General features: G+C 63.0%; 27 protein-coding genes and 1 other RNA gene. 11 read left to right on the top strand and 17 right to left on the bottom strand.

The window, feature by feature from the left end:
- Positions 1-886: M17 family metallopeptidase (locus ACE1EY_RS11185; RefSeq protein ID WP_370300179.1), on the bottom strand; the 886-nt coding region annotated here is incomplete at its 3' end.
- A gap of 220 nt (positions 887-1,106) precedes the next feature.
- Here ACE1EY_RS11185 and lptF point away from each other — a divergent pair.
- Both lptF and lptG read left to right on the top strand, forming a co-directional pair.
- On the top strand, positions 1,107-2,201 hold the full coding sequence (lptF, locus tag ACE1EY_RS11180; protein WP_291513194.1) for an LPS export ABC transporter permease LptF: 1,095 nt from the start codon (positions 1,107-1,109) through the stop codon (positions 2,199-2,201).
- Positions 2,198-3,274, top strand: coding sequence for an LPS export ABC transporter permease LptG (gene lptG, locus ACE1EY_RS11175; protein WP_370300178.1), 1,077 nt, complete (start codon positions 2,198-2,200; stop codon positions 3,272-3,274). The genes lptF and lptG overlap by 4 nt, the downstream gene beginning before the upstream one ends.
- 29 nt (positions 3,275-3,303) lie before the next feature.
- Here lptG and ACE1EY_RS11170 read toward each other — a convergent pair whose 3' ends face one another.
- Both ACE1EY_RS11170 and ACE1EY_RS11165 read right to left on the bottom strand, forming a co-directional pair.
- Complete coding sequence (locus ACE1EY_RS11170) at positions 3,304-4,110, bottom strand: TatD family hydrolase (protein ID WP_370300177.1); 807 nt, start codon at positions 4,108-4,110, stop codon at positions 3,304-3,306.
- Positions 4,111-4,182: 72 nt separating this feature from the next.
- Positions 4,183-4,626 carry a hypothetical protein gene (locus ACE1EY_RS11165; RefSeq protein ID WP_291513191.1) on the bottom strand — a complete coding sequence of 148 codons (444 nt, stop codon included), beginning with the start codon at positions 4,624-4,626 and terminating at the stop codon, positions 4,183-4,185.
- Positions 4,627-4,786: 160 nt separating this feature from the next.
- Here ACE1EY_RS11165 and ACE1EY_RS11160 point away from each other — a divergent pair, with 160 nt between their 5' ends.
- The 6 genes from ACE1EY_RS11160 to ACE1EY_RS11135 all read left to right on the top strand — a co-directional run bounded on the left by ACE1EY_RS11160 (position 4,787) and on the right by ACE1EY_RS11135 (position 10,860).
- Positions 4,787-6,244 (top strand): hypothetical protein, encoded by a 1,458-nt coding sequence (locus tag ACE1EY_RS11160; RefSeq protein WP_291513190.1) that lies wholly within the window; start codon positions 4,787-4,789, stop codon positions 6,242-6,244.
- A gap of 63 nt (positions 6,245-6,307) precedes the next feature.
- Positions 6,308-6,976 (top strand): TIGR04211 family SH3 domain-containing protein, encoded by a 669-nt coding sequence (locus tag ACE1EY_RS11155; protein ID WP_370300176.1) that lies wholly within the window; start codon positions 6,308-6,310, stop codon positions 6,974-6,976.
- Between the two features lie 76 nt (positions 6,977-7,052).
- Positions 7,053-8,963, top strand: a complete 1,911-nt coding sequence (locus tag ACE1EY_RS11150; protein WP_291513188.1) for a sodium:proton antiporter — start codon at positions 7,053-7,055, stop codon at positions 8,961-8,963.
- Positions 8,960-9,598: an alpha/beta hydrolase gene (locus tag ACE1EY_RS11145; protein WP_370300175.1), complete on the top strand. Its 639-nt coding sequence runs from the start codon at positions 8,960-8,962 to the stop codon at positions 9,596-9,598. Before ACE1EY_RS11150 ends, ACE1EY_RS11145 begins: the two co-directional genes overlap by 4 nt.
- 81 nt (positions 9,599-9,679) lie before the next feature.
- On the top strand, positions 9,680-10,399 hold the full coding sequence (locus ACE1EY_RS11140) for a hypothetical protein (RefSeq protein WP_291513186.1): 720 nt from the start codon (positions 9,680-9,682) through the stop codon (positions 10,397-10,399).
- Entirely contained in the window at positions 10,399-10,860 is a 462-nt protein-coding gene (locus ACE1EY_RS11135) for a TerB family tellurite resistance protein (protein ID WP_291513185.1), read from the top strand. Before ACE1EY_RS11140 ends, ACE1EY_RS11135 begins: the two co-directional genes overlap by 1 nt.
- Positions 10,861-10,887: 27 nt before the next feature.
- On the opposite strand, the gene ACE1EY_RS11130 is transcribed toward ACE1EY_RS11135, so the two are convergent.
- From ACE1EY_RS11130 to proC, 5 genes are read right to left on the bottom strand one after another with little or no spacing between them, the layout of a single operon-like run.
- Positions 10,888-11,322, bottom strand: coding sequence for a DUF4426 domain-containing protein (locus tag ACE1EY_RS11130; protein WP_291513184.1), 435 nt, complete (start codon positions 11,320-11,322; stop codon positions 10,888-10,890).
- Positions 11,319-11,912, bottom strand: coding sequence for a methionine biosynthesis protein MetW (metW, locus tag ACE1EY_RS11125; protein WP_370300181.1), 594 nt, complete (start codon positions 11,910-11,912; stop codon positions 11,319-11,321). The genes ACE1EY_RS11130 and metW overlap by 4 nt, the downstream gene beginning before the upstream one ends.
- Positions 11,913-11,914: 2 nt before the next feature.
- Complete coding sequence (locus ACE1EY_RS11120; RefSeq protein WP_370300174.1) at positions 11,915-13,039, bottom strand: homoserine O-acetyltransferase; 1,125 nt, start codon at positions 13,037-13,039, stop codon at positions 11,915-11,917.
- Positions 13,039-13,593: a YggT family protein gene (locus ACE1EY_RS11115; RefSeq protein WP_291513181.1), complete on the bottom strand. Its 555-nt coding sequence runs from the start codon at positions 13,591-13,593 to the stop codon at positions 13,039-13,041. Before ACE1EY_RS11115 ends, ACE1EY_RS11120 begins: the two co-directional genes overlap by 1 nt.
- On the bottom strand, positions 13,593-14,444 hold the full coding sequence (gene proC / locus ACE1EY_RS11110; RefSeq protein WP_291513180.1) for a pyrroline-5-carboxylate reductase: 852 nt from the start codon (positions 14,442-14,444) through the stop codon (positions 13,593-13,595). The genes ACE1EY_RS11115 and proC overlap by 1 nt, the downstream gene beginning before the upstream one ends.
- A 58-nt stretch (positions 14,445-14,502) precedes the next feature.
- Here proC and ilvA point away from each other — a divergent pair, with 58 nt between their 5' ends.
- Positions 14,503-16,056 (top strand): threonine ammonia-lyase, biosynthetic, encoded by a 1,554-nt coding sequence (gene ilvA, locus ACE1EY_RS11105; protein WP_291513179.1) that lies wholly within the window; start codon positions 14,503-14,505, stop codon positions 16,054-16,056.
- A gap of 18 nt (positions 16,057-16,074) precedes the next feature.
- Here the strand turns inward: ilvA and ACE1EY_RS11100 are convergent, their stop codons facing one another.
- The 8 genes from ACE1EY_RS11100 to sohB all read right to left on the bottom strand — a co-directional run bounded on the left by ACE1EY_RS11100 (position 16,075) and on the right by sohB (position 21,107).
- Positions 16,075-16,551: an EVE domain-containing protein gene (locus ACE1EY_RS11100; RefSeq protein WP_291513178.1), complete on the bottom strand. Its 477-nt coding sequence runs from the start codon at positions 16,549-16,551 to the stop codon at positions 16,075-16,077.
- Between the two features lie 43 nt (positions 16,552-16,594).
- Positions 16,595-17,203, bottom strand: a complete 609-nt coding sequence (locus tag ACE1EY_RS11095; protein WP_291513177.1) for a 5-formyltetrahydrofolate cyclo-ligase — start codon at positions 17,201-17,203, stop codon at positions 16,595-16,597.
- Positions 17,200-17,382, bottom strand: a non-coding RNA gene (ssrS, locus tag ACE1EY_RS11090) — 6S RNA. Before ssrS ends, ACE1EY_RS11095 begins: the two co-directional genes overlap by 4 nt.
- Before the next feature lie 66 nt (positions 17,383-17,448).
- A complete protein-coding gene (locus tag ACE1EY_RS11085; protein WP_291513176.1) occupies positions 17,449-17,760 on the bottom strand; it encodes a cell division protein ZapA in 312 nt (103 codons plus the stop codon).
- Positions 17,761-17,799: 39 nt separating this feature from the next.
- On the bottom strand, positions 17,800-17,991 hold the full coding sequence (locus ACE1EY_RS11080; RefSeq protein ID WP_291513175.1) for a hypothetical protein: 192 nt from the start codon (positions 17,989-17,991) through the stop codon (positions 17,800-17,802).
- Positions 17,992-18,037: 46 nt separating this feature from the next.
- The gene (locus tag ACE1EY_RS11075; RefSeq protein ID WP_370300173.1) at positions 18,038-19,426 is read right to left on the bottom strand and encodes a Do family serine endopeptidase; all 1,389 of its coding nucleotides are present in this window, start codon (positions 19,424-19,426) and stop codon (positions 18,038-18,040) included.
- Positions 19,410-20,042: a YbhB/YbcL family Raf kinase inhibitor-like protein gene (locus ACE1EY_RS11070; protein ID WP_370300172.1), complete on the bottom strand. Its 633-nt coding sequence runs from the start codon at positions 20,040-20,042 to the stop codon at positions 19,410-19,412. The genes ACE1EY_RS11075 and ACE1EY_RS11070 overlap by 17 nt, the downstream gene beginning before the upstream one ends.
- A gap of 30 nt (positions 20,043-20,072) precedes the next feature.
- On the bottom strand, positions 20,073-21,107 hold the full coding sequence (gene sohB / locus ACE1EY_RS11065) for a protease SohB (protein WP_291513172.1): 1,035 nt from the start codon (positions 21,105-21,107) through the stop codon (positions 20,073-20,075).
- Between the two features lie 218 nt (positions 21,108-21,325).
- On the opposite strand from sohB, the gene ACE1EY_RS11060 reads away from it, so the two are divergent.
- The gene (locus ACE1EY_RS11060) at positions 21,326-22,474 is read left to right on the top strand and encodes an OmpA family protein (protein WP_291513171.1); all 1,149 of its coding nucleotides are present in this window, start codon (positions 21,326-21,328) and stop codon (positions 22,472-22,474) included.
- Positions 22,475-22,586: 112 nt separating this feature from the next.
- On the opposite strand, the gene ACE1EY_RS11055 is transcribed toward ACE1EY_RS11060, so the two are convergent.
- Positions 22,587-22,904 carry a hypothetical protein gene (locus ACE1EY_RS11055; RefSeq protein WP_291513170.1) on the bottom strand — a complete coding sequence of 106 codons (318 nt, stop codon included), beginning with the start codon at positions 22,902-22,904 and terminating at the stop codon, positions 22,587-22,589.
- On the opposite strand from ACE1EY_RS11055, the gene ACE1EY_RS11050 reads away from it, so the two are divergent.
- Positions 22,830-23,339 (top strand): hypothetical protein, encoded by a 510-nt coding sequence (locus tag ACE1EY_RS11050; RefSeq protein ID WP_370300180.1) that lies wholly within the window; start codon positions 22,830-22,832, stop codon positions 23,337-23,339. The two genes, ACE1EY_RS11055 and ACE1EY_RS11050, sit on opposite strands and share 75 nt — an antisense overlap.
- Positions 23,340-23,351: the final 12 nt, after the last annotated feature.

Raw genomic sequence — 23,351 nt, 5'->3', positions numbered from 1 at the left:
ACATGTCGTACTTCATCTCGTCCATCTTGGGGCCGGGCTTAATGCTGATACCGCCGGCATCGAAGGTCAGGCCCTTGCCGACAAAGATCACCGGCTTCTGGTCCTTCGGCCCGTTCATGTACTCCATGATGATCAGCTTGGCCGGTTGGCGGCTGCCGCGTGATACGGAGAGCAGCGCACCCATGCCGAGTTCCTCCATCTCCGCTTCTTCCAGCACGCGGGTCTTGATCTTGCTGTAGTCCTTGGCGAGCTGCTGCGCGTGATCGGCAAGGAAGGTCGGCGTGCAGATATTGCCCGGCAGATCACCGAGGCGCCGTGACGTCGCCACACCCTTGGCAATCCCCAGGGCCTCGGTCAGGCCGACTTCGCCTTCGTCCAGATCACTGCGGCGCGGTACATCGAAGGTGATGCGCTCGATTTTCGGCGGGTCGATGTTGTTGCGCGCCTCTTCGCCGCGACACTCGGTGAAGCTGTAGAACGCGGCTTCGGTCATGAGCGCGGCCTGCTTCACTTTCCAGCCATGCGAGCGGCCTTTGACATTGGCATGCGTCAGGTAGCTCACCGCATCCTTGGCGCCGCATTTCTTCAGGGTCTTGGCGGCGGTGGTACAGGCCGTGCGGAAGTTGGCGTCGTCGAGATCGCGCTCCTTGCCCATGCCAACTAGCAGCACACGGTCGCAGAACATGTTGGGCAGGTTGTGCAGCATCAGGGTCTGTCCCAGCTTGCCGTCCATGTCGCCGCGACGCATGACACTGCCGATGGCGCCCGCGCTCACGTGGTCCAGCGTGCCAGCGGCGATGGTGGTCTTGCGGCGGTCGAATACGCCGACGACCACGCACCCAACGCGCTGTTTCTCGGGATTGCCACTCTTGACAAAGTATTCCATGTGTCGTCCTTTCTCCTTGGTATTAAACTGACACAGACGCTCAGCGAACCTCCGGATGGAGTCCGCTGTCGGAATCAGCGCTCGAGCCTCCGGGCATCGAGCTGATGACGGGACAAATTGTCCGGCTCTTAGGCCGTCTCGCTCCATTCTAGGCGGTTCGGCGTATTTTTCATCCCAAGTCCAAGTTGACCACCGAATTTCAACTCTTGATGCCTGCCGAATGCGCCCGTTAATTCTCGACCGCTACCTGTTTCGCGAGGCGGGTCTGACCTGGGTGGCGGTCACACTGGTGCTGTTGGCAATCATGCTGTCCACGCGATTCGCGCGTTTTCTCGGGCTTGCCGCGAGTGGGGAGCTGCCGGAAACCCTGTTGTTACAGGTGGTTGCGCTATCCAGCGTGCAATATCTGGTCATCCTGATACCGGTGTCCTTGCTGCTGGCGGTGATGCTGTCCCTTGGCCGGCTTTATCGCGATAGCGAAATGGCTGCGATTGCGGCTTGTGGTGTCAGCCTGGGTACGCTCTACAGGCCGTTCATCCGGCTTGGCATCGCGCTGGCGGCCATCACCGCGATTCTCAGTTTTGCGCTGTCGCCCTGGGCGGGGCGCACCGCGGATTATTTGATCAAGCGCGCGCAGCAGCAGATTGCCTTCTCGGCCTTCGAGCCCGGACAGTTCCGTACGATTCCGGGCGTGCCTGCCGTGTTCTATGTGGAGCGGCGGGATGCCGCGGAAGGCACGATGGAGCAGATTTTCGTGCGCAGCTTTGGCGAGGCTCGCGCCGGTGTGTTGGTCGCTCAGAGCGGGCGGGAGTCGATTGAGGCCGACACGGGGGATCGCACGTTGGCGTTGAAGAACGGCTATCGCTATGAAGGCCAGCCGGGGCAGGCGGCATTTCGGGTGCTGTCCTTTGTTGACAACGGATTCCGGTTTCCTGCCCCCAGTTTCGTTTACGAGGTCGGCAAGCGGAAGATCGCTGCAACCACCGATCTGCTTGCCTCCGGTCAGCCCGAAGACATCGCCGAGTTGCAGTGGCGGGCGTCGTCGCCGATCACCGTGCTGTTGCTGGCGCTGCTGGCCGTTCCGCTATCCCATACCTCGCCGCGGCAGGGCCGCTACGCCAAACTCATCCTCGGCATCGGGGCCTACATCGTCTATGTCAACGTTCTGGGTGTGGCGCAGGCCTGGGTAGGCAAGGGGCTGATCCCGGCCTGGCTGGGGATGTGGTGGGTTCACATGCTCGTCGCCCTGGCCGTGGTGTGGCTTTATCTGTTCCGTGATGGGCGGCTTCGCCTGCTCGGGCGTAGTTCGTCATGAGGCGGGTCGACGCGTATCTGCGTCAGTCGGTGTTCACCCTGACGCTGGTCGTCGGTGCGGCGCTGCTGGCGATTTCCACGTTCATCACTTTCGTCACCGAACTGGAGGATCTCGGTCGTGGCCAGTACGGGATTGGCGCCATTCTCCAGTACGTGGCGTTGCAGGTTCCGGAGACGGTGTATGTGATGTTTCCCGTCATCGCGCTGCTCGGCACCCTGATGGGTCTGGGCGCCTTGGCCGCGAATTCCGAACTGGTCGCCATGCGTGCCGCGGGTATCTCGGTGATTCGGCTGGCCTGGGGTGTGGCCAAGGCCGGCGTGGTGATCGGCGCGCTGGCGTTCGCCCTGGGTGAGCTGCTCGTACCGGTGACGACGCCGCTGGCCGATGAGATCCGCAGTGTCGCCCGCTACGGTGAGAGTGCCCGCGGTAGCAAGGACGGGGTGTGGTTGCGTGATGGCAAGCATTTCGTCTTTATCGGCGAGCTGGTCAGCGAGCGCCAGATTCGTCAGGTTGAGCTGTTCAGGCTGAGTGACGATGGCAGCCTGGATGCGGCGATCGCCATCGATTCGGCGCGCTACGACGACGATCACTGGACGTTTGAAGGGGTGCGCCGCACGCGTTTCTTGGAGGACGAGATTCGCGTGGAAACCATGGACCAGGAGCCCTGGCCGATGGATTTGACGCCCGAGCTAACCCCGGATGTGCTGCGGCTGTTCGTGCTGGAAGCGGAAAGCCTTTCGGCCTGGGGGCTGTGGCGCTATGTGGAGTACCTGGAGCGTAACGGCCTGGACGCCGAGAGTTCGTCGCTGGCGTTCTGGCGCAAGCTCGCGGCGCCGATCACGGTGATTGTCATGATGCTCGTCGCCGTGCCCTTCGTGATTGGCTCGCTGCGGCAAAGCGGGGCGGGGCAGCGCCTGTTTATTGGCGTGCTGTTCGGGGTGGGCTTTTATCTGGTCAACGAGGTCACATCCAGCACCGGGCTGATCTATGGCTTGTCGCCGGTGGTCACGGCCTTCTTGCCGACAGCCGCCGTGGCCGTGCTGGTTGCGGTGCGGCTGCGCTCCATGCGCTAACGCGGCGGACAGTGGTGTTCGCGCCCGGGTTAGCGGCCAGCGGGCTCGGGGGTTTCAGGCAGCCGATAAAACCGCCTGGCATTGGCGCTGGTCGCGCTGCGAAGCACCTCGACAGATTCGTCTCGTGCTGCGGCAACGGCGTCGGCCACAACGCCAAGATGCATGGGCTCGTTGCGCCGGGATTTCGGCCGTGGGCGGATCGTCCGGGGGAGCAGGTAGGGCGCATCTGTTTCAATCATCAGGCGCTGTGGCGGGATGCTCCCGACGCAATCCAGTAGATGCTGGCCTCGCCGTTCGTCGCAGATCCAGCCGGTGATGCCAATGTGGCAGTCCAGGCTCAGGTAATCAGCCAGTGCATCGGCGGTGTCCGTGAAGCAGTGCACCACGCAATCCACCAGTGAGGCGCGATATTCGCGGAGTACCGCCACAAAGTCCGCGTGCGCATCCCGTTGATGCAGGAACACCGGGAGACCGTGCTCGACCGCGATGGCCAACTGCTCGATGAAGGCGCGGCGCTGGGCGCCGCGATCTGACAGGTCTCTGAAATAGTCCAGGCCGCATTCCCCGACGGCAACAAGCCGATGCGCGTTGGCCAGCGCGTGGATCTCGTCGCCCAGCGCCGGCGTCCACTCGGAGGCGTAGTGCGGATGCAGGCCCGCCGTCGCCGAGAGGCGGCTTGGCGCCAGCCCGATGATCTCCTGTACCCGCCGGTTGCTGAACGCCGAGGAGCCGGTTAGGACGATGTGCTCGACGCCGGCGGACCAAGCCCGGTCCAGAACGTCCGGCCGGTCGGCGTCGAAGCTGGCGTCAGCGAGGTTGGCGCCGATGTCGATCATGGTTTGGCGTCCGGGGCGAGGAATGAAAACGGCCCGGACTAGCCGGGCCGTTCTTGGTGCTGCGGGCCGACGTTACGGGCAGCCGGGCAGCGGAATCAGGCCGCAGACCGGATCGCCTCCGTCGTCGCCGTCATCGCCGTCGTCACCACCATCGCCGTCGTCGCCGTCATCACCGGGCAGCGCGACTTCCTCGGTTTCGTCGCTGTCGAATACCTCGGTGCCAATCGCAGCAAGACCGGCCACGCCGATCGCGAGCAAACCGAAATCGATGACCGAGTAGCCCTCGAACATGCCGGCTGCGTTCATCCGGTAATGCGTGGTCAGCACGTTGACGCCGCCAACCTCGAAGCGGTTGAGGCCCATCGGCGACATCTGATTGCTGTTGAATTCCATCCGCAACATTTTCGGGCGGTCGATCTGCTCGAAGCCGTGTGCGACATCGAACTGGAATCCATAGCGAAGTTTCTGCACCAGCGGCTGGGCCGAGGCATCTCCGAAACCCATTTCGAGGAACATCAAACCTTCTGGCGAGGGGGCTCCATAGCTGCTGGCAGCAGCTGGCCCCGATGCCGCAATGCCCAATAAGATTGCTGCTAGAGTGTGGCGCCGCATGTTCGTCTCCGCGTTCCGTTATAGAGTGAATTCCAGGCGCAACACTCCCTGTGTGCACCGCACGGTGACTATAGACGCACGGTTTAAGTGCGACAACCCGTTGCTGGCATTGCTGTTCTCGTTGGCGATGGTCGGGTGTGTCGTGCCCGGCTCGGTGGAGCGACCGCCGACGATGGCGTCGAATCTGCCCTGCGAACAGGTCGCAACCCGTTACGAGGACTTCACCAAAAAACAGCGTGTCCAGACCGCCTATGGCATGCCCCTGGATGGTGCGCCATGGTTTCGTAGCTTCCGTGGCTGGGATCGCTGGCCGGTGGCTGACGACCCTGATGCTCGCCGTCAGTGGCTCGCGGCGACCGCGACGTTGGGGAATCGGGCATGGACGGCGGCGCTGATGAACGCCGATGACCAAGCGATGGCCGGCACGCTGCAACGGCAGATGCAGCGTTGCGCGCGGCAGGCGCTGGATGCGACGGTTGATGACGCGCAATGGAACGCCTGGATGGACCGCAGTGCCCAGCCGTCGGCGTACCGGCGGTGGCAGCGCTGGCTGGGTCTTTATCCCATCACGCGCATCAGATTGAAGGCGGGTGTGCGCGCCTGGCAGTACGATTACCTGGCCGACTACGGCGCGTCCCAGCAGCACAGCGCGTGGCAGGTCTACGAAGCCAGTGTGGCTGCCCCTGCGTTGATCGACCGGCTATTGGCGGAGGCGCCGGAGCTACCAGGTCTGCCACGGCCGGATCGCGCATTACTGACGCACTGGGTTGCCGAGCATGCGCCCGTGTTTCGGCTCGACGTCGCCACGGATGCGGATCGTCCAGGGCGCCCGGTGTGGATGGAGGATCAGCTTGCCTTTGATGTAGCGCGGCCCGTCGCGCATGTGCAACTGCTGCCCTGGCAGGACCGGGGGGAGCTGGTCTGGCAGCTTATCTACACGCTGTGGTTTGCCGGCCGCCCAGCCGAGTCCGGCTGGGATCCGTATGCCGGTGCGCTGGACGGCATCCTGTGGCGGGTGACGCTGGATCGAGATGGCAAGCTGCGTATGCGCGACAGCATCCACCCCTGCGGGTGCTACCACGTGCTGTTTCCTCCCGACGCGGTTGTCGCGGCGCAAGACATCGCCGAGCCGGCGGTTGTGCCGGAGGTGGTCAGGACGCCGGGCCGGGTGGAGGTCGCCGTTCGGCGCACCGATCATCTCATCGTGGACGTCAGCCCCGCCGCCGTTGCAGCGGACGGCGCCCAGCGATACCGGCTTGCCGCCTACACCGATTTGTTGTCGATGCCGATGGCCGGGACCGGGCAACGTCGGGCTTTGTTCGGTGCCGATGGGCTGGTGCCGGAGTCGAGGCGGTCGGAGCGATGGTATCTGTGGCCCAGCGGCGTGCGTTCGCCGGGCACAATGCGAATATGGGGGCGGCATGCGATCGCGTTCGTCGGCTCACGGCATTTTGATGATCCGAACTTATTCGCCGATTTGCTGGTCGATCAACAGCCCGAGGGTTTGATCAATGCCCGCTAGCGAGGCTTTGTTAGACTCCCGCGCCTTTCGCCGCCTGGTCTGTCACGCTTCATGGAGGATTCTGTGACCAATCGAGCCGTATCGCTAATTGTCTGTCTGCTGGCTGCTTTGCCATTTTCTGCGCTCGCGGCCACGGCCTACGTGACGGATGAGCTGGAAATTACCCTGCGTCGGGGGCAAGGCACGCAATTCGGCATCCGCGCCATGCTGGATAGCGGCTCACGAGTGGAAGTGTTGCAACAGGATGCCGAGTCCGGCTACACCCAGGTTCGCACTTCCTCCGGAACGGAAGGTTGGGTGCTCAGCCGCTACCTCCAGAACAATCCTGTGGCCCGTGAACGCGTGGACACCGCTCGGCAAGCGCAGTCTCAGGCGGAGCAACAAGCGGCCGAGGCCGTTGCGCAGCTCGAAACGGTCCAGTCCGAAAACACGCAGATGCGAACGCAGATCGGTCAGCTGGAAGAGAAGGTCGGCAGCCTGGAAACCGAACTGCGCCGCGTGTCGTCGGCCGCTGCACGGCCGATGGAGATCCAGCGGCGCAACGAGCAGCTCGTCGAAGAGGTGCGAACGTTGGAGCAAGAGCGCGATCGACTGGGAATGGAACTGCGCAACGAGCAGTCGCTGCGCGACAACTGGATTACCGGCGCGGCCATCGCGTTCATCGGCCTGGCCCTCGGCCTGGTCGCACCACACCTGCGGCGCCGCAAGTCCGGCTGGGAAGGTCTGGGCTGATTTCATCATTACATGGCGCTGCTGGGCGCTGTGCTATAACGACCTGCCGCCCGTCGCTGGCGAACCTGACTAATCCATGACTCACGACTTGCTCAATGTGCTCGTGCTCGTGGTCTCGCTGGGCGTCGCCGCGCAGTGGATCGCGTGGCGTATGCGTTTGCCGGCGATTGTGTTGTTCCTGCTGGCCGGTGTCGCCGTTGGCCCCGTGTTGGGCTTCGTGCGCCCCAGCGTGGACTTCGGTGATGTCTACCGCCCCGTTGTCAGCCTTTGTGTCGCCGTCATCCTGTTCGAGGGTGGCCTGACCCTGCGGCTGCATGAGTTCAAGGAAGCCGCATCTGGCGTGAAGCGACTGGTGTCGATCGGCGCCATATTCGCATTCGGCCTGGGCAGCCTGGCGGCGAAGGGTATCGGCGATCTGGACTGGCCCGTGGCGCTGGTCTTCGGCGCGATCATGGTCGTTACCGGCCCCACGGTGATCATCCCGCTGCTGCGACAGGCGCGCTTGAACCGCCGCACGGCCAGCTACTTGAAGTGGGAGGGGATCATCAATGATCCGATCGGCGCGCTGGCCGCGGTGCTGATCTTCCAGTTTTTCGTCTATTCCGGCGGCGGTGACCCGCTGGATTCAGTGCTGATTTCGCTGGGCATTGGCTCGGTGGCCGCGATCATCATCGGTGGGGGCGCAGCGTTGCTCGTCGGCTGGGCGTTTCGCAACGGTTACGTGCCGGAATACCTGAAGGCGCCGAGCATGCTGGCCGGCGTGCTGCTGGTGTTTGCACTCAGCAATGCCGTTCAGCACGAGGCCGGGCTGCTCGCCGTGACGCTGATGGGTATGGTGCTGGGCAATCTGGAACTGCCGAATTTCGAGGAAATGCGACGGTTCAAGGAGTACATCACCATTTTGCTGGTGTCCTCCGTGTTCGTTCTGCTGACTGCCGATCTGGATCCGGTGACGATTTCGCATCTGGACTGGCATGCCATCGCGCTGGTCGCGTCGATGCTCATCGTCGTTCGTCCATTGTCGATTCTGCTCGCCACGATCGGCGCCGACATGAAATGGAACGAGCGCCTGCTGTTGAGCTGGATCGCGCCGCGCGGGATCGTCGCCGCCGCCGTGGCCGGTCTGTTCGGGCCAGAGATGCTCGATGCCGGCTATGAAGACGCCGAGCTGCTATTGCCGCTGGTGTTCGCAATGGTGCTCACCACCGTGACGCTGCACGGTTTCACCATCAGCTGGCTGGCCAAGCGCCTGGATCTGGCCACCCCGGACGACGGCGTGCTGATTGTCGGCGCCTCGCCGTGGACCACCGAACTCGCGCAGGCCCTGGCGAAGGACCTGAACCTGTCCGTGTTGCTGGTGGACTCGTCCTGGCATCGCCTGCGGGAAGCGCGGCTGGCCGGCGTCAACGTTATCTACGGCGAGATTCTGTCGGACGAGTTGCAGCTGTCGTTGCACCTCAATGGAGTCAATGTCGTGCTGGCAGCGACCAGCAACGACGCGTACAACGCGCTGGTTTGCCGTAACTTCGCCGGCCGCCTGGAGCACGATCGCGTGTTCCAGCTACCGATGTATGCGCCGGACGAAGGCGGGAATCGCCAGAAGAGCAAGGCGGTGGCACGGCCGTTCACCGGTGTGCCGGCTTTCGCCGAGAACGCCCAGTACGAGGAACTCTGGCGGCGTCACTTCCAGGATTGGAAGTTCTACAAGACCAAGATTACCGAGGCTTACAGCTACGAGGATTTTCTCTCGGATCTGCCGGACGGATCGCTTTGCATCGGCGTGCTGCGAGAGGGCAAACGCCTGACCTTTCATGCGCCGCATGCACCGATCAAGCCGCGCCCTGGTGAGACCGTCGTTTACTACGCGCCGAAGAAATCCGGTAGCGCGGAAGCCGAGGCACGCAGCCGCTCGAGCGGACGCAAGCAAAAGGACAAGGACCGCGCGCAGCCAAGCCCCGACCCCGCGGCGGACGTGGTCACGTCGTGAGCCAATGGGATCGCTACACCATTGACGGACCGGCCGGCGCGCTGGAAGTTGCGGTGGGCCAGGCCGAGGGTGAGGCGCGCGGGATCGCAGTGATCTGCCATCCGCACCCGCTTTATGGCGGCACGCTGGATAACAAGGTTGCCTACACGCTGGCGCGGGCGGCGGAACAATCCGGCTTGATCTCCGTCCGGTTCAATTTTCGCAGTGTCGGCGATAGCGAGGGCCTGCATGACGGTGGTGCCGGTGAGCTGGATGATGCGCTGGCGGTGGTCGAGCACGCTCGACAACAGTTCGACGAACAACCATTGCTGATGGCCGGATTCTCGTTTGGCGGCTGGGTCAGCCTGCACGCCGCATCGCGCTGCGATCCAGCGCAGCTTGTGACTGTGGCACCCGCCCTGAGCTACACCGCGCTGGGTGGCGTGCCCCGCCTGGATTGTCCCTGGTTCTATATCCATGGCGAGGCGGACGATGTCATCGCCGCTAGCGACAACCGCAAGACCCTGGCCTCGCTGGACAAGCCGCCGGAGCAGCTGTGGCTGCCGGAGGTCGGGCACTTCTTCCACGGCCATCTCACCGAGTTGCGTGAGCAGGTCTCGCAGGCAATCGTCGCACGCTGGGCTGCGTTGCCCTGATTCCTGGCGGGTGTGACGATAACCTGTCAAACGGGTTTGCTATTCTCCGCCCGCCTTTTCCAAAACATGAGTGGAACGCAAATGTCGAAACGATTGATCGCGGCAGCCTGCCTGGCTGTACTGCCGATGTCCGCCATGGCGGTCGACCTGGATCTGCCGAACGACGGCGGAGCCTTGCAGGGTGATTTCCGTGGCGTCGGGGAAGACTTGTCGGCGGCATTGGCCTACCGGTCGGCCAGCCCGGCCGAAACCGGTGGACTGCTGGGCTTTGATGTCGGCGCCATGCTGAGTTACACCACGGTGGAAAATGGCGACAGCTGGCAGTCGCTGGTGGGTGAGGACCCCAGTGGGTTGGGCTTCGTGAGCCTGGTTGCCAGCAAGGGGATCCCGTTGATCAACGTGGAAGTCGGCGCCCAGCTGGGTCTGGTTCCTGGCACGGATATCACCTTGCTGGGTGGCGAGGCGCGGTACTCCTTCGTCTCCGGCAATGTCGCGATTCCCGCTGTATCGCTGCGTCTGGGTTACCAGTCCGCCACGGGTGAAGACGATATCGAGGCCAAGGCCTTGTCCTACGACGTGTCGATTTCCAAGGGCTTCGTGTTCGCCACGCCGTATGTCGGTTATGGCCGGGTTGATTCTGAGGTCACGTCTGATGTGGCCGGCTACGACGACGAGGACTACGACCTCGACCGCGTGTTTGGCGGCGTACGTCTGGCGCTGGCGTTGATGAAGATCACCGCCGAGGCTGAGCAGATTGGCGACAATACCGCGTTCAATCTTCGGCTCGCGTTCGGGTTTTAATGGCCTCTGCGCTCAAGCAGCTGGCGTCGAGATTGTTCTCGGCGTCGGCTGACAACGAGGACGCCAGCAGCGGCATGGATGACACTCAGCTGGCGGCTGCCGTGCTGATGGTCGAAGTTGCCCGGGCCGATTTCTCCGAAGATGCCATTGAACGGCAAGCGGTCGAGCTGGAGCTGGAGAAGGCGTTTGGCCTGACCCCGTCCCAGATCGGCGAACTGATGCATGCGGCTTCGCAACGTGCCGACGATGCGGCCTCGTTGCACCGGTTCGTGAGCACGATTAATGATTCGATGTCCTACGCGGATAAGCTCGACGTGCTCACTCGGCTATGGCGGGTTGCTTACGCCGACGGCAAGCTCGACAAGCACGAGGAACACCTGATGCGTCGGTTCTCCGACTTGCTTCATATCCCGCACCGGGACTGGATTCAGCGCAAGCTGCAGGTCGCGCCAGACGCCTGAATGGCGAGTGCTAGGGAGTGTTGTTCCCTAGTGGTAGAACTGCTGGCGAAACTGAATCGGGACCGCGCGGGTATGGCCTTCCACCCGCACCTCCAGGTCGAAGATCAGGGTTTCCAGATTGGCCACCGGCACCACGGCGATCGCGTAGTCGGTGCCGCCGTCTTTGACCGCGCGAAAGCGGAGTTCACGGCGTTGTGAAACCAGGTTGCGGGTTCGGCCCTGCACGTCGGCTAGTTTCGACACCCGGTTCGCGCCATCCAAATGCTGTGCATGGATCACCACCAGCGCGCGTTTGCGACTGCGGGTCACGTCGAGCGCCTTGGCGATGTCGGGAGTGAGGTCGGCGGTGGTCATGGCGGAGTAGTGGATCACGATGTCATCGTCGCGGACCGATTGTTCCGCGCCGGCAGGCAGCGAGACCATCAGCCACAGCAGCAGGACCTTGGTTGCGAGGCGCGTCATCCGGCCGACACTCGATAGACCGCGATCTCACCCAGCAGGTTGGGCAGTCGCTGCATCATCGCGTTGGACCGGTGGCGTTGGTCGACCATGACGCGTTCGACAATGGTGACCTGCTCTTCCTGACACAGGGCTTCGAAGTCGCGCACGGTGCACAGGCGCACGTTGGGCGTCGAGTACCAGGGATGGGGCAGCGCTTCTGTCATCGGCATGCGCCCGCCCGCGATCAGCGCCCAGCGTGTGCGCCAGTGGCCGAAGTTCGGAAACGTGATGATGGCTTCGCGGCCCACGCGGACCATGTCGCGCAGCAGTCGGTGAGGGTGGGGGACCGCTTGCAGCGCCTGGGTCATGACGACGTAGTCGAAGGCCCCGTCTCCAAAATCGGATAGCCCTTCATCCAGGTCGCGCTGAATCACGTTGAGGCCTCGTTCGATGCAGCTGGCGACCAGCTCTGCATCCAGCTCCACGCCAAAACCAACGACCTCTCGGTGGCGCGTGAGCGTGTCCAGCAGCACGCCATCGCCGCAGCCCAGATCCAGCAGCGAGGATTCCGGCTCGATCCAGCGACTCATTAGCGCAAGGTCCGCGCGCAAGCTCATGCCGGGGCCTCCAGAAAACCGGACAACGCACGGTGGTAGAGCGGAATCGGCATCAGGAATGCGTCATGACCAAAGTCCGATTCGATCTCGAGGTAGCTCACCTGCTTTTTGTTCGCCAGCAGTGCCTGGACAATCTCACGCGAGCGCTTGGGCGAGAACCGCCAGTCGCTGGAAAAGGCCACCACCAGAAAGCGGGCGCTCGCCGGCGCCAGTGCGGCGGCGAGATCGTCACCTGCGGCCTGTGCCGGATCAAAATAGTCCAGGGCCTTGGTCATCAGCAGATAGGTGTTGGCATCGAACCGGTTGACGAAGGATTCGCCCTGGTAGCGCAGGTAGGACTCGATCTCGAATTCCACATCGAAGTTGAATCGCGCCTGATCGGCTCTACGATCCCGCCCGAAACGTGCCCGCATGCCGTCATCCGACAGGTAGGTGATATGGCCGAGCATGCGGGCCAGACGCAGGCCTACGCCGGGTACGGCATCGTGTTCCAGATAGCGTCCGTCGTGGAAACGCGGATCCGAGCGAATGGCATGGCGGGCAATCTCGTTGAACGCAATGTTCTGTGCCGAAAGTTTGGGCGCCGCCGCGACCACCACAGCGCGACGGATGCGATCCGGATAGCGAATCGACCATTCAAGCGCCTGCATTCCGCCGAGGCTGCCGCCGATGACGGCATGCCAGCACGAGATGCCCAATGCCGCGGCCAGCCGAGCCTGGCTGCGTACCCAATCGCCAACGGTGACCATCGGGAAGTCCGGGCCCCAGGGACGACTCGTGGCGGGGTTCGTGGACGCCGGTCCGGTCGAGCCCCCACATCCGCCGAGATTGTTGGAGCACACGACGAAGTAGCGATTCGTGTCGATCGGCCGCCCAGGGCCGATGCAGTTGTCCCACCAGCCCGGCTTGCGGTCCTCGGGACTGTAACGGCCCGCCGCATGATGATCACCGGACAGCGCGTGGCAGATCAGGATTGCATTGCTGGCATCGGCGTTGAGCGAACCGTAGGTCTCGTAGGCCAGATCGTAGGCCGGCAGCGTCGCATCGCATTCCAGCGACAGCGGTTGGTCGAAATGCAGCGTCTGCGCCTGGACCAGGCCGACGCCGTCGTCCGTCGGCATCAGCGGAACAGGGCGGGCAGCGAGATCAGGCGACTGAGCACCTGCAGGCCGAGAATGACGAACAGCGGGCTCAGGTCCAAGCCGCCAATGGGCGGAATGATGCGCCGGACTGGTGTCAGGACTGGCTGGTTCACGCTCCACAGCAGTGCATTAGCAGGATTCGTTTGCTGCGGCCCGAGCCAGCTCATGATCGCCTGGACAAAAATCGTGAACGTGTAGACGTTGAGCACGAGCACGATGAGCTTGAGCGCTGCAAACCACAGAACTGCCAGCGGCCCGAGGCGGTAAGGCGTGAGCAGCAAGACCACGGTGATATGCGCGACCGCCAGGGCCACTAAAAAGACCAGCGCGGCGGTATCGAGTTTGCGCCAACGCGGCACGACACGCGCCAACGGGGCCACCGGAGGATTCGTGACCTGCCAGATGAACTGCGATAGCGGGTTGTAGAAGTCAGCCGAAACCCAGCGCAGGACGACGCGAAGAAAGACGACGCTCATGTAGAGCGTGAATAAGGTATTGACCAGAAAGAGTCCGGCGTCCGCGCCCTGTCCCATCAGTTTGTTGCTCCGTATTCGTCCGCCATCGTCTGTGCCCGCGCGACCGCAGCATTCATCGCCCGCTGCACCAGGCCCTCCAGGTCACCGGCCTGAAACGCTTTCAATGCCTCGGCCGTCGTCCCGCCGGGGGAGGTCACCCGCTCGCGCAGTGTGGCGACCGGTTCACCGGTTTCGGCCGCCATCCGCGCCGCACCCAGTGCTGCCTGGATCGCCAACCGTTGCGACACGTCGGCATTTAAACCCAGCGCTTCGCCGCCTTGAGCCAGGGCTTCGATGAACGCGAAGAAATAGGCTGGTGCGCTGCCAGCGACGGCGATAACGGCGTCGATCTGCGCTTCGTTGTCCAGCCATTCGACCTGGCCGACTGCCGAAAAAATCGATTCCGAGGTCGTGCGCCCCAGTTCATTCACCGGGTTGACCGCGACCAGTCCGGTCGCTCCGACGCCAAGCAATGCTGGCGTGTTGGGCATTGCCCGGATCACTCCCGGCGTGCCCAACGTCGAGCTCAACCAGTTGGTTAGCGCATCGCCGCGGATGCCGGCGGCGACAGACACCACGGTTTGGTCGGGATGCAGCGCACGTGACAGGGCCGTCGCCACCGCTCGCATGATTTGCGGCTTGACGGCCAGCACGACGACATCGGCCTGGTGGACGATGTCCGCGTTTTCCGGTGACACCAGCAGACCGAATTGCTCGGTGAGCTGCTGGCGTCTCGCATCGGAGGGATCCGCCGCGCATAGCGAGTCGGGAGCCCAACCGGCCTGGATGAGCCCGCCAATCAGACTTGTGGCGAGATTGCCGGCGCCAATAAAGCCGATGCGGGGTGTCGGAGGATTCGTTGCGATCATGATGACGCCGTATGATAAACGACGACACTCCTCCGCAGGCCGTTCCGGTCTACCTTGCATGAATGACGCTGCTGACTCCGCGGCATGGCCCGCTGTTGACCTGGACGCTCTGGCGCAGGCTATCGACATGGCCACGGTCTACGATGTGGCCCGCGTGTCGCCCTTGGACTCGGCCGCCAAGCTGTCGGGTCGGCTGGGCAACCAGATCTGGCTCAAGCGCGAGGACGCGCAGCCGGTGCATTCCTTCAAGTTGCGCGGCGCCTACAATCGCATCGCCAAACTGACACCAGCGCAGCGTGCTGCGGGCGTTGTTGCGGCGTCGGCGGGCAACCACGCCCAGGGCGTTGCGCTGGCTGGGCAAGCGCTGGATATCCGGACGACGATCGTCATGCCGGAGACAACGCCGTCGATCAAGATCGATGCGGTCCGCGCATACGGAGCCGAGGTCGTGTTGGTGGGCGATGCTTATGACGACGCGCTGGCGCATGCGAATTCGCTCATCGCCGAGCGGGGTCAGTCGTTTATTCATCCTTACGACGACCCCGACGTCATGGCCGGGCAGGGAACGGTCGCCAAGGAAATACTCGATCAGCATCGCGATGCGATCGACACCGTCTACATTCCCGTCGGTGGCGGTGGCCTGGTCGCCGGAATGGCGGCCTACATTAAACGACATCGCCCTGGCACCGAGATTGTTGCGGTCGAACCGCTGGATTCTGCTTGCCTGCACCACGCGCTAAAGGCCGATGCGCGAGTGGTGCTGGATCAGGTCGGGCTATTCGCTGATGGGGTGGCCGTGCGCCAGATCGGCGCCTATCCCTTCGCCGTCGCACGGCAATGCGTTGACCGGACCATCCAGGTTTCGGTGGACGAGATCTGCGCGGCGATTCGCGCCGTGTTCGAAGACACGCGTTCGGTTCCCGAGCCAGCGGGCGCCCTGGCGCTAGCCGGGCTGGAGCGGGACGTTCAGGCCCGGGGCTTGCATGGCCGCACACTAGTCGCGGTGGTGAGCGGCGCCAACATGAATTTCGACCGGCTGCGATACGTGTCGGAGCGTACGGCTCTGGGCGCGCACCGCGAGGCTTTGCTGGCCGTGACCTTGCCGGAGGTGCCGGGCAGTTTCCTGCAGTTTTGTGAGCTCCTCGGCCGACGGGCGGTGACCGAGTTCAACTACCGGTATGCCGATGCCGCCAAGGCGCATATCTTCGTGGGGGTGGCGATCCGCGATGGTGATCGTGAGCGCGATGCGCTGTGCGACGAGTTTCGCAAGGCGGGCTACGAGATCAGTGACCTGAGCGACAACGACGTGGCCAAGGTGCATCTGCGGCATCTGGTCGGTGGTCGGGCGGACGCCTTGCAGGACGAACGTCTGTTTCGCTTCGAGTTTCCGGAGCGGCCCGGCGCGCTGATGCGCTTTCTACAACAGCTCGGGGGGCGCTGGAATATTTCGCTGTTTCATTACCGCAATCATGGTGCAGCCTTTGGTCGCGTGCTGGCCGGCTTCCAGGTGCCGCAAGGCGAACTGCAGGACTTTCTTGATCGCCTGCAGCGCATCGGTTACCGGTACTGGGATGAGTCGGGCAACCCGGCGTATCGGATGTTCTTGCGGTAGCGCTGATGGCTTGCGCGGTCAGGGCGCGTCGGCCGACTCCAGCCCCAAGATGTAGTCCCAGTGCTCGGCCGACACCGGCATGACCGACAGGCGGTTGCCACGGCGAATCAGGGCCAGCCCGTCCAGCGCGTCGGCATGCTGCTTGATCTCCGCCAGGGCGATCGGGCGTTGAAGCGGTCGGTCGTACTGCACATCGATCAGAAACCAGCGTGGATTGTCTGGGTCGCTTTTGGGGTCGAAGTGCTTGTCGTCCGGGTCGAAGGCCGTGTGGTCGGGACGTGGCAGGCTGGCAACCTTGGCCAGACCAACGATGCCGGGCACGTCACAATTGGAATGGTAGAACAGCACGCCATCACCGACTTTCATCGCGTCGCGCATCATGTTGCGAGCCTGGTAATTGCGAACGCCATCCCAGGGTTCCTTTTGCTCGGGCCTGGTCTTGAGATCATCGAATGAGAACTCGTTAGGCTCGGATTTCATCAGCCAGTACTGCATGTCTGCTCGCGTTTGTCGGTGATTGGGGTGTCGGCGCGGGAGTCTAACCGGTCGCCGGGAAATCGATCGCGCCAAGCTCGGTCACGATGCCGTGCAAGGGCACGTCGTGCGCGGCGATCGGCAATCTGTCCACGCCTTGCACCGAAAACGCGAGTCCGATCAGCTTGGGGCGATGCCAGATGCGACCGCCCGCGCGACTGGTGGCGAACGTGCGATCGTAGAATCCCCCGCCAAGGCCGAGCCGATTGCCCTGCAAGTCGAAACCGGTCAAAGGGAGAAACACGACATCGAGTTGCCGCGATGAGGCCAACCACGTCCCTCGGGGTTCGTGCATGCCGATCGCGCGCGAATGCAGCCGTGCGTCGGGACCGTAACGCACAAAGCGCATTCGCCGCCCCCTCACGATCGGGAGGAAGACTTGTTTGCCTTGTCGCCAGAGCGTCCTGATCAGGGCGTCCGTCGGTGCCTCGGTACGCATGGCGTGGTAGACGGCGACTGAGCGCGCTCGGCGGATTCGCGGATCCGACAGCGCGAACTCCACCGCAGCCGTTCGAAACGCGGCACGGGTCGCGGCGTCAACCGAGCGTCTCGCACGAAGCAACTGCCGGCGAATTGCGCTGCGCTGCTCCGAAAGTGAATCTGGGGAAGGCATCTCCCGCCTGTGCCGTTGCGTGCCATTGACCCTGAGACATGATCTCAGGTGGGGATTCGGATCACCCGCTTAGGCTTTCCACCGAAGTGGACGTGCTCACCACGAGCGACCAACCCTCCCCGGTGTGGTGCATTGGCTCAGGAGGTAACCCGGCACACTGACGAACACCGCAGGAGATACCCTGCACATTACACCGAATTTCGCCGCGTTCGGCTAGTGCTTGACATTGCCAGGAAGGCGGGGGTTCAACCTCGCTCCGACAATGCCTGGTCGATGGACAATTCCATCTGCCGCAGCCGGCGGCGTGCTGATTCGTCCACGTCGCCATGGTCGGAGCCAGCATCGCGGTTATCCAGGAAATCGCGTGCGATGTTCAGCGCCGCCATGATGGCAATGCGTTCGATACCCATGGAGCGTCCGCGCTTGCGGATCGCATTCATCCGTCCGTTGAGGTACTCGGCACATTCGGTCAGGCGCTCATGTTCCTCGGGCGGGCAGGCGATCTGATACTCGCGACCCATGATCGTGACGGTGATCGACCTTGCTTCATCCACCATGCTCGGAACCTTTTTCGCGTTGATGGCTCAGGGGAAGCCCTAAGCCGTCTCGACCTCAAGGGCACGAATTCGCTCAAGAATGGAGCGTAGCCGGCGCTTGAGTTCGGCATTGGAGGCGCGCAGTTCGGAGAGTTCGCGATCCTGCAGGCGATTGTGCTCAGCCAGACGCCGGTAATCCGCGAGCAATGCCTGCAATCGCGTTTCCAGCCCGCTCAGTTCCGAATCGTTCATCTGCACAGTCCTCGTTGAGTGACGAGTATAGCGAGCGTGGGGCGGGTTACCGCAATACGACGAACGCGGATCGCTGATCACGCTGGATGCGCAACACCAACTCGCCCTGCGCATCGGTGGCAGCGCGTTTGGCGTCGTCAACCGAGCCGGTCGGTGTACGACCAATTTGCGTGATGATGTCGCCGCTGCGCAGCCCAGCCATCGCCGCTCTGGACCCCGTGGCGACCTGCTCGACGACCAGCCCCTGGAGACGCCCCGCCAGCGGGTGGTGTTCGGTCATGTTGGCCAGCCGGACGCCGTCGAGCAACGGATGCACGGTCGCGCCGTCGATTTCAGCCGTTGCCGGCGCGACCAGGCGCACGGTGACCGTGTGCTGCTTGCCGTTGCGCAAGTATATGAGCGGTAGACGCTCCCCGGCTCGGGCCAGCCCCAGCGCGCGGCGCAGGCTGTCCGTGTCACGAAGGCGCACATCGCCCAGCTTGCGGATGACGTCACCGGGTTCCAGGCCAGCCTGGTCCGCCGGCGAGCCCTCGAGACTGCGCGCGACCAGCACGCCGTCGTTAGGCTGCAAATCGAAGGCCTGTGCGAGTTCGGCGTGCAAGTCCTGGCCGACGACACCCAGCGAGGGTCGGATTACGCGGCCATCGTCGATGATGGCCTTGGTGATGTTCCGAACCATGGGCGCCGGAATCGCAAAGCCGATACCGATGCTGCCACCGCTGTTGGAGTAGATCATCGTGTTGATGCCGACCAGCTCGCCGCGCAGATTGACCAGGGCGCCGCCCGAGTTGCCGGGATTGATCGATGCGTCGGTCTGGATGTAGTCCTCGTATCCACGGCCGAGTCCGTGACGCCCCAGTGCGCTGACGATGCCGGACGTGACAGTCTGTCGCAGCCCGAACGGGTTGCCGATCGCCACCACGAAATCGCCGACGCGTAAGCTGTCGTTCTTGGGGAAGGGAATGGCTTGCAGCTGGTCCGCCTGAATCCGGACCACCGCCAGGTCGGTATCCGGATCCGATCCGATCAGCGTGGCCGGAAACTCCCTGTCGTCACCGAGCCGCACCAGGAATTCCGTGCCGGATTCGACGACGTGGTAGTTCGTGACGACATAACCGCGACGCGCATCAATGATGACGCCGGAGCCGATGGATTGGGTCTCGCGATACCGGGGCTGGCGTGGCGCATTGAAGAAATGGCGGAAGAAGGGGTCGTCGAGCAGCGGGTGGGCTTGCTGACGAACGCGTCCGGTGGCGACCACGTTGACGACGCCGGGCAGCACTGACTCCAGCATGGGCGCCAGTGACGGCGTGCCGTCCGCGAGCACCGGCAGTGGGATGCCGGCCGATGCTGAATTGGGGAAGTGGACAGCGGCCGCTACCAGGCCCGCGACTAGGCACCCCCTCAGGCGATAACGACTATTCCGCTGGCACATCCGGGTTCAGGCTGTAGAGTCCCGTCAATTCGGCGCTGGCCAGGATGTGGCTCTTTGCCGCTATCTCGACATCGGCAACGGTGAAGGAATCAGGCAATTCCAGTGTGGCGCAGTCCAGCGCGTAGACCTTGAACACGTAGCGGTGTGCGATCGCATCATTCCACGGCGGGCAGGGGCCATCGTAACCGCGGTACGTGCCTTCCATGTCGGCATCTCCATCGAACCAACTGCTGTAGTCGTTCTTGCCCTGTCGGCTGCCTTCAGGGCCGATGAGGTCGGACTTCCCACGCGGGCTGACGCCCTGGCTGCAGGCACCTTCGCCGATCTCCGTGACATTGCTCGGAATATCGACCATCGCCCAGTGGGCAAAGTTCGCACGTGGCAAATCCGCGGGGACGGTGCGACCGTCCTGGTTGACATCATCCGGCTTGGTCGGGGCGTCGGGGTCGACGCACAGCAGCGCAAAGGACGAGGTGCCTTGAGGTGCGTCCGACCATGTTAGCTGCGGGTTGCGGTTGTCGGAGAATTGCACGTGAGTGTCCGGATGCTTGACTGCGAACGCGCAGCGTCCGGGGATCGCGGTCTGGTCGGCAAAGCTCTCACTGGTCAATTTCATCGAACAATCTCCTTGTTCCGTGTCGGCGGGCTAGTTCCAGGTTGTCCCGCTGTCGTGGCGAATGCTGCGCAGGATGTTTTTCCACGAGCTGTCCACCGCATTGGCGAGTCGGTCCTGCAGGCTGCGCTGCGGGTGGAACTCCAGCTGGTAGATGGACTTCTCCCGGCTGGCTTTCAACAGCAGGTCATCGCTGGTGATGACGTCATCCACCAGGTTAAGTTCCTTGGCACGCGTGCCGAACCAGTGTTCACCCGTGGCGACTGTCGCCAAGTCTAGCTGGGGGCGGAACTGCTCGATGAAGCGCTTGAACAGGCCATGCACCTCTTCCAGTTCGTCCTGAAACTTGGCCCGGCCTTCGTCGGTGTTCTCTCCGAACATCGTCAACGTGCGCTTGTACTCTCCGGCCGTATGCAATTCGAAGTCGACGTTATGCTCGCGCAGCAGACGGTTGAAGTTGGGCAGCTGTGCGACGACCCCGATCGAGCCGATGATCGCAAACGGCGCGCAACAGATTCGATCGGCCACGCAGGCCATCATGTAGCCGCCGCTGGCCGCGACCTTGTCCACCGAAACCGTGAGCCGCACGCCATGATCACGCAGACGTGCGAGTTGAGAGGCCGCAAGCCCGTAGCCGTGCACCATGCCACCGCTGGATTCTAGGCGCAGCAGCACCTCATCACCAGGCTCGGCAGTTTGCAGAATGGCGGTCACTTCATGGCGCAGCGCATCGGTTTCCGATGCCTTGATGTCGCCGTCGAAATCGACCACGAACAGCTTCGCCTTGTGTTCGGCCTTGCCGAGTTTGGACGCCTTCTTGCGCAGTTTTTCCTCGGCCTTACGTGCTTTGCGGCGTTGCTTGCGCCCGCGGTCATCCGCGATGGCGTCTTGAACGGTGTCGACGAAGGCGTCGTAGCGCTCGTTGAGCGACTGAACATCAAGCCGGTCGCTGTAACCTTGGCGCTGCTGGCGAACAGCCGCTGCAACCATTGTGATGATCGCTACGAATGCAATGACGACAGTCACTGCCTTGGCGAGAAAAACGAGATAGTCGGCCAGCCATTCCATTCGCAGTGTCCTTAGAAGCGGCGGTGGAGTGTAGCAACCGTCTCGCTCGTCAGAAGGAGCGTGGAAACCGTCTAAAGACCTGTAGCGTCATAAAACGGCATGATTGGTGTGAGGGAATTGTCAAAACTACATTGCATTCAACGAATGGGGATGGTCTATAATCCCCGTCGGTACCATGCGTCATCGAAAAACCCGACGTCGTTAAGGGAGTAACTATAATGTTCGACAAGATTCGTGCGGGAATCGCCGTTGTTGCGCTGCTCGGCTGCACCGTGACCACGGCAGCCGAGGCGCGTGACCTCCGGCCTTACGTTTCACCGCAAGTCCGTCTCATCGCCGCAGATGACGATCGGAACACCGACGACGCATATGGCGCAGAGGTTTCTGTGGGCCTGGCCGTCAATGAAAAGTGGGGCACGGAAATCGGGCTGTTCTACGAAGATTTCTCCGGCCCGCAGGACTGGACCGTCTACGGCTACCGCCTCAATAACATGCTGTTCCTGCCGGCGACCAACCTGATCCAATCCTATGGTTCGATCGGCTTCGGTCTGGCGCGGACCGAGCCGGAAGGCGCGGGCTTCACGTCGAATGAAGCGTTCGCTGATATCGGGCTCGGTTTCTTCCTCAAGAAGCCGGAAGGTCCGGATGTCGGGCTGCGTCTGGATTCTCGCTACCGCCACACGTTTGCGGAAGACGACCTCTATAACGGCAACGACTTCGGCGAGATGGTCGTCAGCCTGGGTCTGGTTTTCCCGGTCGGTCGCAAGACCGAAACTGCGCCGGCGCTGCCGGCTCCGGGCGGTGTGACTGATTCCGATGGTGACGGAGTGGGCGATCGCTACGACCGCTGCCCCGGCACGCCATCCGGTGTTCCGGTCGATGCCGTTGGCTGCCCGCTTGATTCGGACGGCGATGGCGTACCCGATGATCTGGATCGCTCGCCACGCACCCCTGCCGGGGTCGCTGTAGACGAGTTCGGTGTTCCGCTGGAGTCCAGCGGTCAGACCGAGCCGGTCGAGCGCCGCTTCGAAGACGTCAACTTCGCCTTCGACAGCTCTGCGATCAGCGAATACGCATCGGTGCTGCTGGATAACACCGCTGCCGAGATCCGCTCGCTGCAGGAGAAATACAAGGAAGTCACCGTGCAGATCACCGGCCATACCGACAGTGTCGGCACGAAGGAGTACAACTCCGGACTGTCCACGCGTCGTGCAAACGCCGTGCGTGACTACCTCGTCCGCAAGGGTGTGAACCCGGATAGCATCGTGACGCTTGGCTTCGGCGAAACTCAGCCGGTTGCCAGCAACAAGACGCCGCAGGGCCGCTTGTTGAACCGTCGTGGCGAAATCCGCGCCCGCGGCAAGTAAGACCTGAAGTGCCGGACGGCCCTGGTGCCGTCCGGCTTGAGGAACCCCTGATGGCTTTTATGCCCTCGGGGGTTTTTTTATGGACCGTGTTGCGCGAAACAGGTAGATTTTCTCAATGCTTGGGGACCCAACTTTTCGACACTGGCGTGCCGGACTCTGCCTGTGCCTCATGACCGTTCCGGTCTGGGGTGCCGGGTTTATTGTCGACGGCGACGGCGACGGTGTTCCGTTCGAGATCGACGAATGCCCGTACACCCGGCCGGGGCAACCTGTCGACGCGCGCGGCTGTTCTGATCTTCCGGATGCCGATGAAGACGGCATTCCCGATGTCGACGACCGCTGTCCGGTCTCTGCGGTGGGCGCGAGCATCGACCCCGATGGCTGTGCGATCGACGGTGATGGCGATGGCATCCCGGATGGAATCGATCAATGTCCAGGCACCCCGATTTCCACCGTGCCTGGTTCGACGGGCTGCTCGGCGGCTCAGCGTTTGGCGTTAGGAGAGCCGCGGGTGATTGTCGGTCGCCCGGTCACGGGTCGGCCCATGCCGTCCCCCGACCGCGCCGTCGCCGCAGCGCCGGATAGGTTAAACACCCAAGCTCAAGCTGATGTAAGCAGCGCGTTCCACGACGAATCATCCGTCGCAATGCAAGCCACGAAGCCCGCGGCACCAGAGGCTGGGGCAATCGCTGCACTACCGGGTCTGGAGGCTGTGTCAGCTCCGGTGGCGCCGCTTAGGTCGGGCGCTGAGCGTGAACCGGTTGGCGTTTCAAGGCGTTTGGCGCCGGTGGGTCGTGGTCAACAGGCGTTTCAGTCCGCGATCGGCCGTGTCTTGTGGGGAATCGACCCGACCGCACCGGATTGATCGCAGCCGAAG

It is taken from the genome of Abyssibacter sp. (assembly GCF_964229365.1).
Lineage (GTDB): Bacteria > Pseudomonadota > Gammaproteobacteria > Nevskiales > OUC007 > Abyssibacter.
Note: the sequence above shows the minus strand (reverse complement) of the source record. Positions and strands in the feature narration are given on the sequence as shown.

Excerpts from the sequence above, each read along its gene's own strand:
- ACE1EY_RS11170 (WP_370300177.1), bottom strand. The coding sequence starts at position 4,110 with ATGATCGACATCGGCGCCAACCTCGCTGACGCCAGCTTCGACGCCGAC.
- ACE1EY_RS11115 (WP_291513181.1), bottom strand. The coding sequence starts at position 13,593 with ATGGGACAGGGCGCGGACGCCGGACTCTTTCTGGTCAATACCTTATTC.
- lptG (WP_370300178.1), top strand. The coding sequence starts at position 2,198 with ATGAGGCGGGTCGACGCGTATCTGCGTCAGTCGGTGTTCACCCTGACG.
- lptF (WP_291513194.1), top strand. The coding sequence starts at position 1,107 with ATGCGCCCGTTAATTCTCGACCGCTACCTGTTTCGCGAGGCGGGTCTG.
- ACE1EY_RS11095 (WP_291513177.1), bottom strand. The coding sequence starts at position 17,203 with ATGCCTTCCCCAGATTCACTTTCGGAGCAGCGCAGCGCAATTCGCCGG.
- ACE1EY_RS11080 (WP_291513175.1), bottom strand. The coding sequence starts at position 17,991 with ATGAACGATTCGGAACTGAGCGGGCTGGAAACGCGATTGCAGGCATTG.
- ACE1EY_RS11140 (WP_291513186.1), top strand. The coding sequence starts at position 9,680 with ATGTCGAAACGATTGATCGCGGCAGCCTGCCTGGCTGTACTGCCGATG.
- ACE1EY_RS11135 (WP_291513185.1), top strand. The coding sequence starts at position 10,399 with ATGGCCTCTGCGCTCAAGCAGCTGGCGTCGAGATTGTTCTCGGCGTCG.
- ACE1EY_RS11085 (WP_291513176.1), bottom strand. The coding sequence starts at position 17,760 with ATGGTGGATGAAGCAAGGTCGATCACCGTCACGATCATGGGTCGCGAG.
- ACE1EY_RS11075 (WP_370300173.1), bottom strand. The coding sequence starts at position 19,426 with ATGTGCCAGCGGAATAGTCGTTATCGCCTGAGGGGGTGCCTAGTCGCG.
- proC (WP_291513180.1), bottom strand. The coding sequence starts at position 14,444 with ATGATCGCAACGAATCCTCCGACACCCCGCATCGGCTTTATTGGCGCC.
- ACE1EY_RS11165 (WP_291513191.1), bottom strand. The coding sequence starts at position 4,626 with ATGTTCCTCGAAATGGGTTTCGGAGATGCCTCGGCCCAGCCGCTGGTG.
- ACE1EY_RS11120 (WP_370300174.1), bottom strand. The coding sequence starts at position 13,039 with ATGCCGACGGACGACGGCGTCGGCCTGGTCCAGGCGCAGACGCTGCAT.
- ACE1EY_RS11060 (WP_291513171.1), top strand. The coding sequence starts at position 21,326 with ATGTTCGACAAGATTCGTGCGGGAATCGCCGTTGTTGCGCTGCTCGGC.
- ACE1EY_RS11100 (WP_291513178.1), bottom strand. The coding sequence starts at position 16,551 with ATGCAGTACTGGCTGATGAAATCCGAGCCTAACGAGTTCTCATTCGAT.
- ACE1EY_RS11130 (WP_291513184.1), bottom strand. The coding sequence starts at position 11,322 with ATGACGCGCCTCGCAACCAAGGTCCTGCTGCTGTGGCTGATGGTCTCG.
- ACE1EY_RS11070 (WP_370300172.1), bottom strand. The coding sequence starts at position 20,042 with ATGAAATTGACCAGTGAGAGCTTTGCCGACCAGACCGCGATCCCCGGA.
- ilvA (WP_291513179.1), top strand. The coding sequence starts at position 14,503 with ATGAATGACGCTGCTGACTCCGCGGCATGGCCCGCTGTTGACCTGGAC.
- sohB (WP_291513172.1), bottom strand. The coding sequence starts at position 21,107 with ATGGAATGGCTGGCCGACTATCTCGTTTTTCTCGCCAAGGCAGTGACT.
- ACE1EY_RS11150 (WP_291513188.1), top strand. The coding sequence starts at position 7,053 with ATGACTCACGACTTGCTCAATGTGCTCGTGCTCGTGGTCTCGCTGGGC.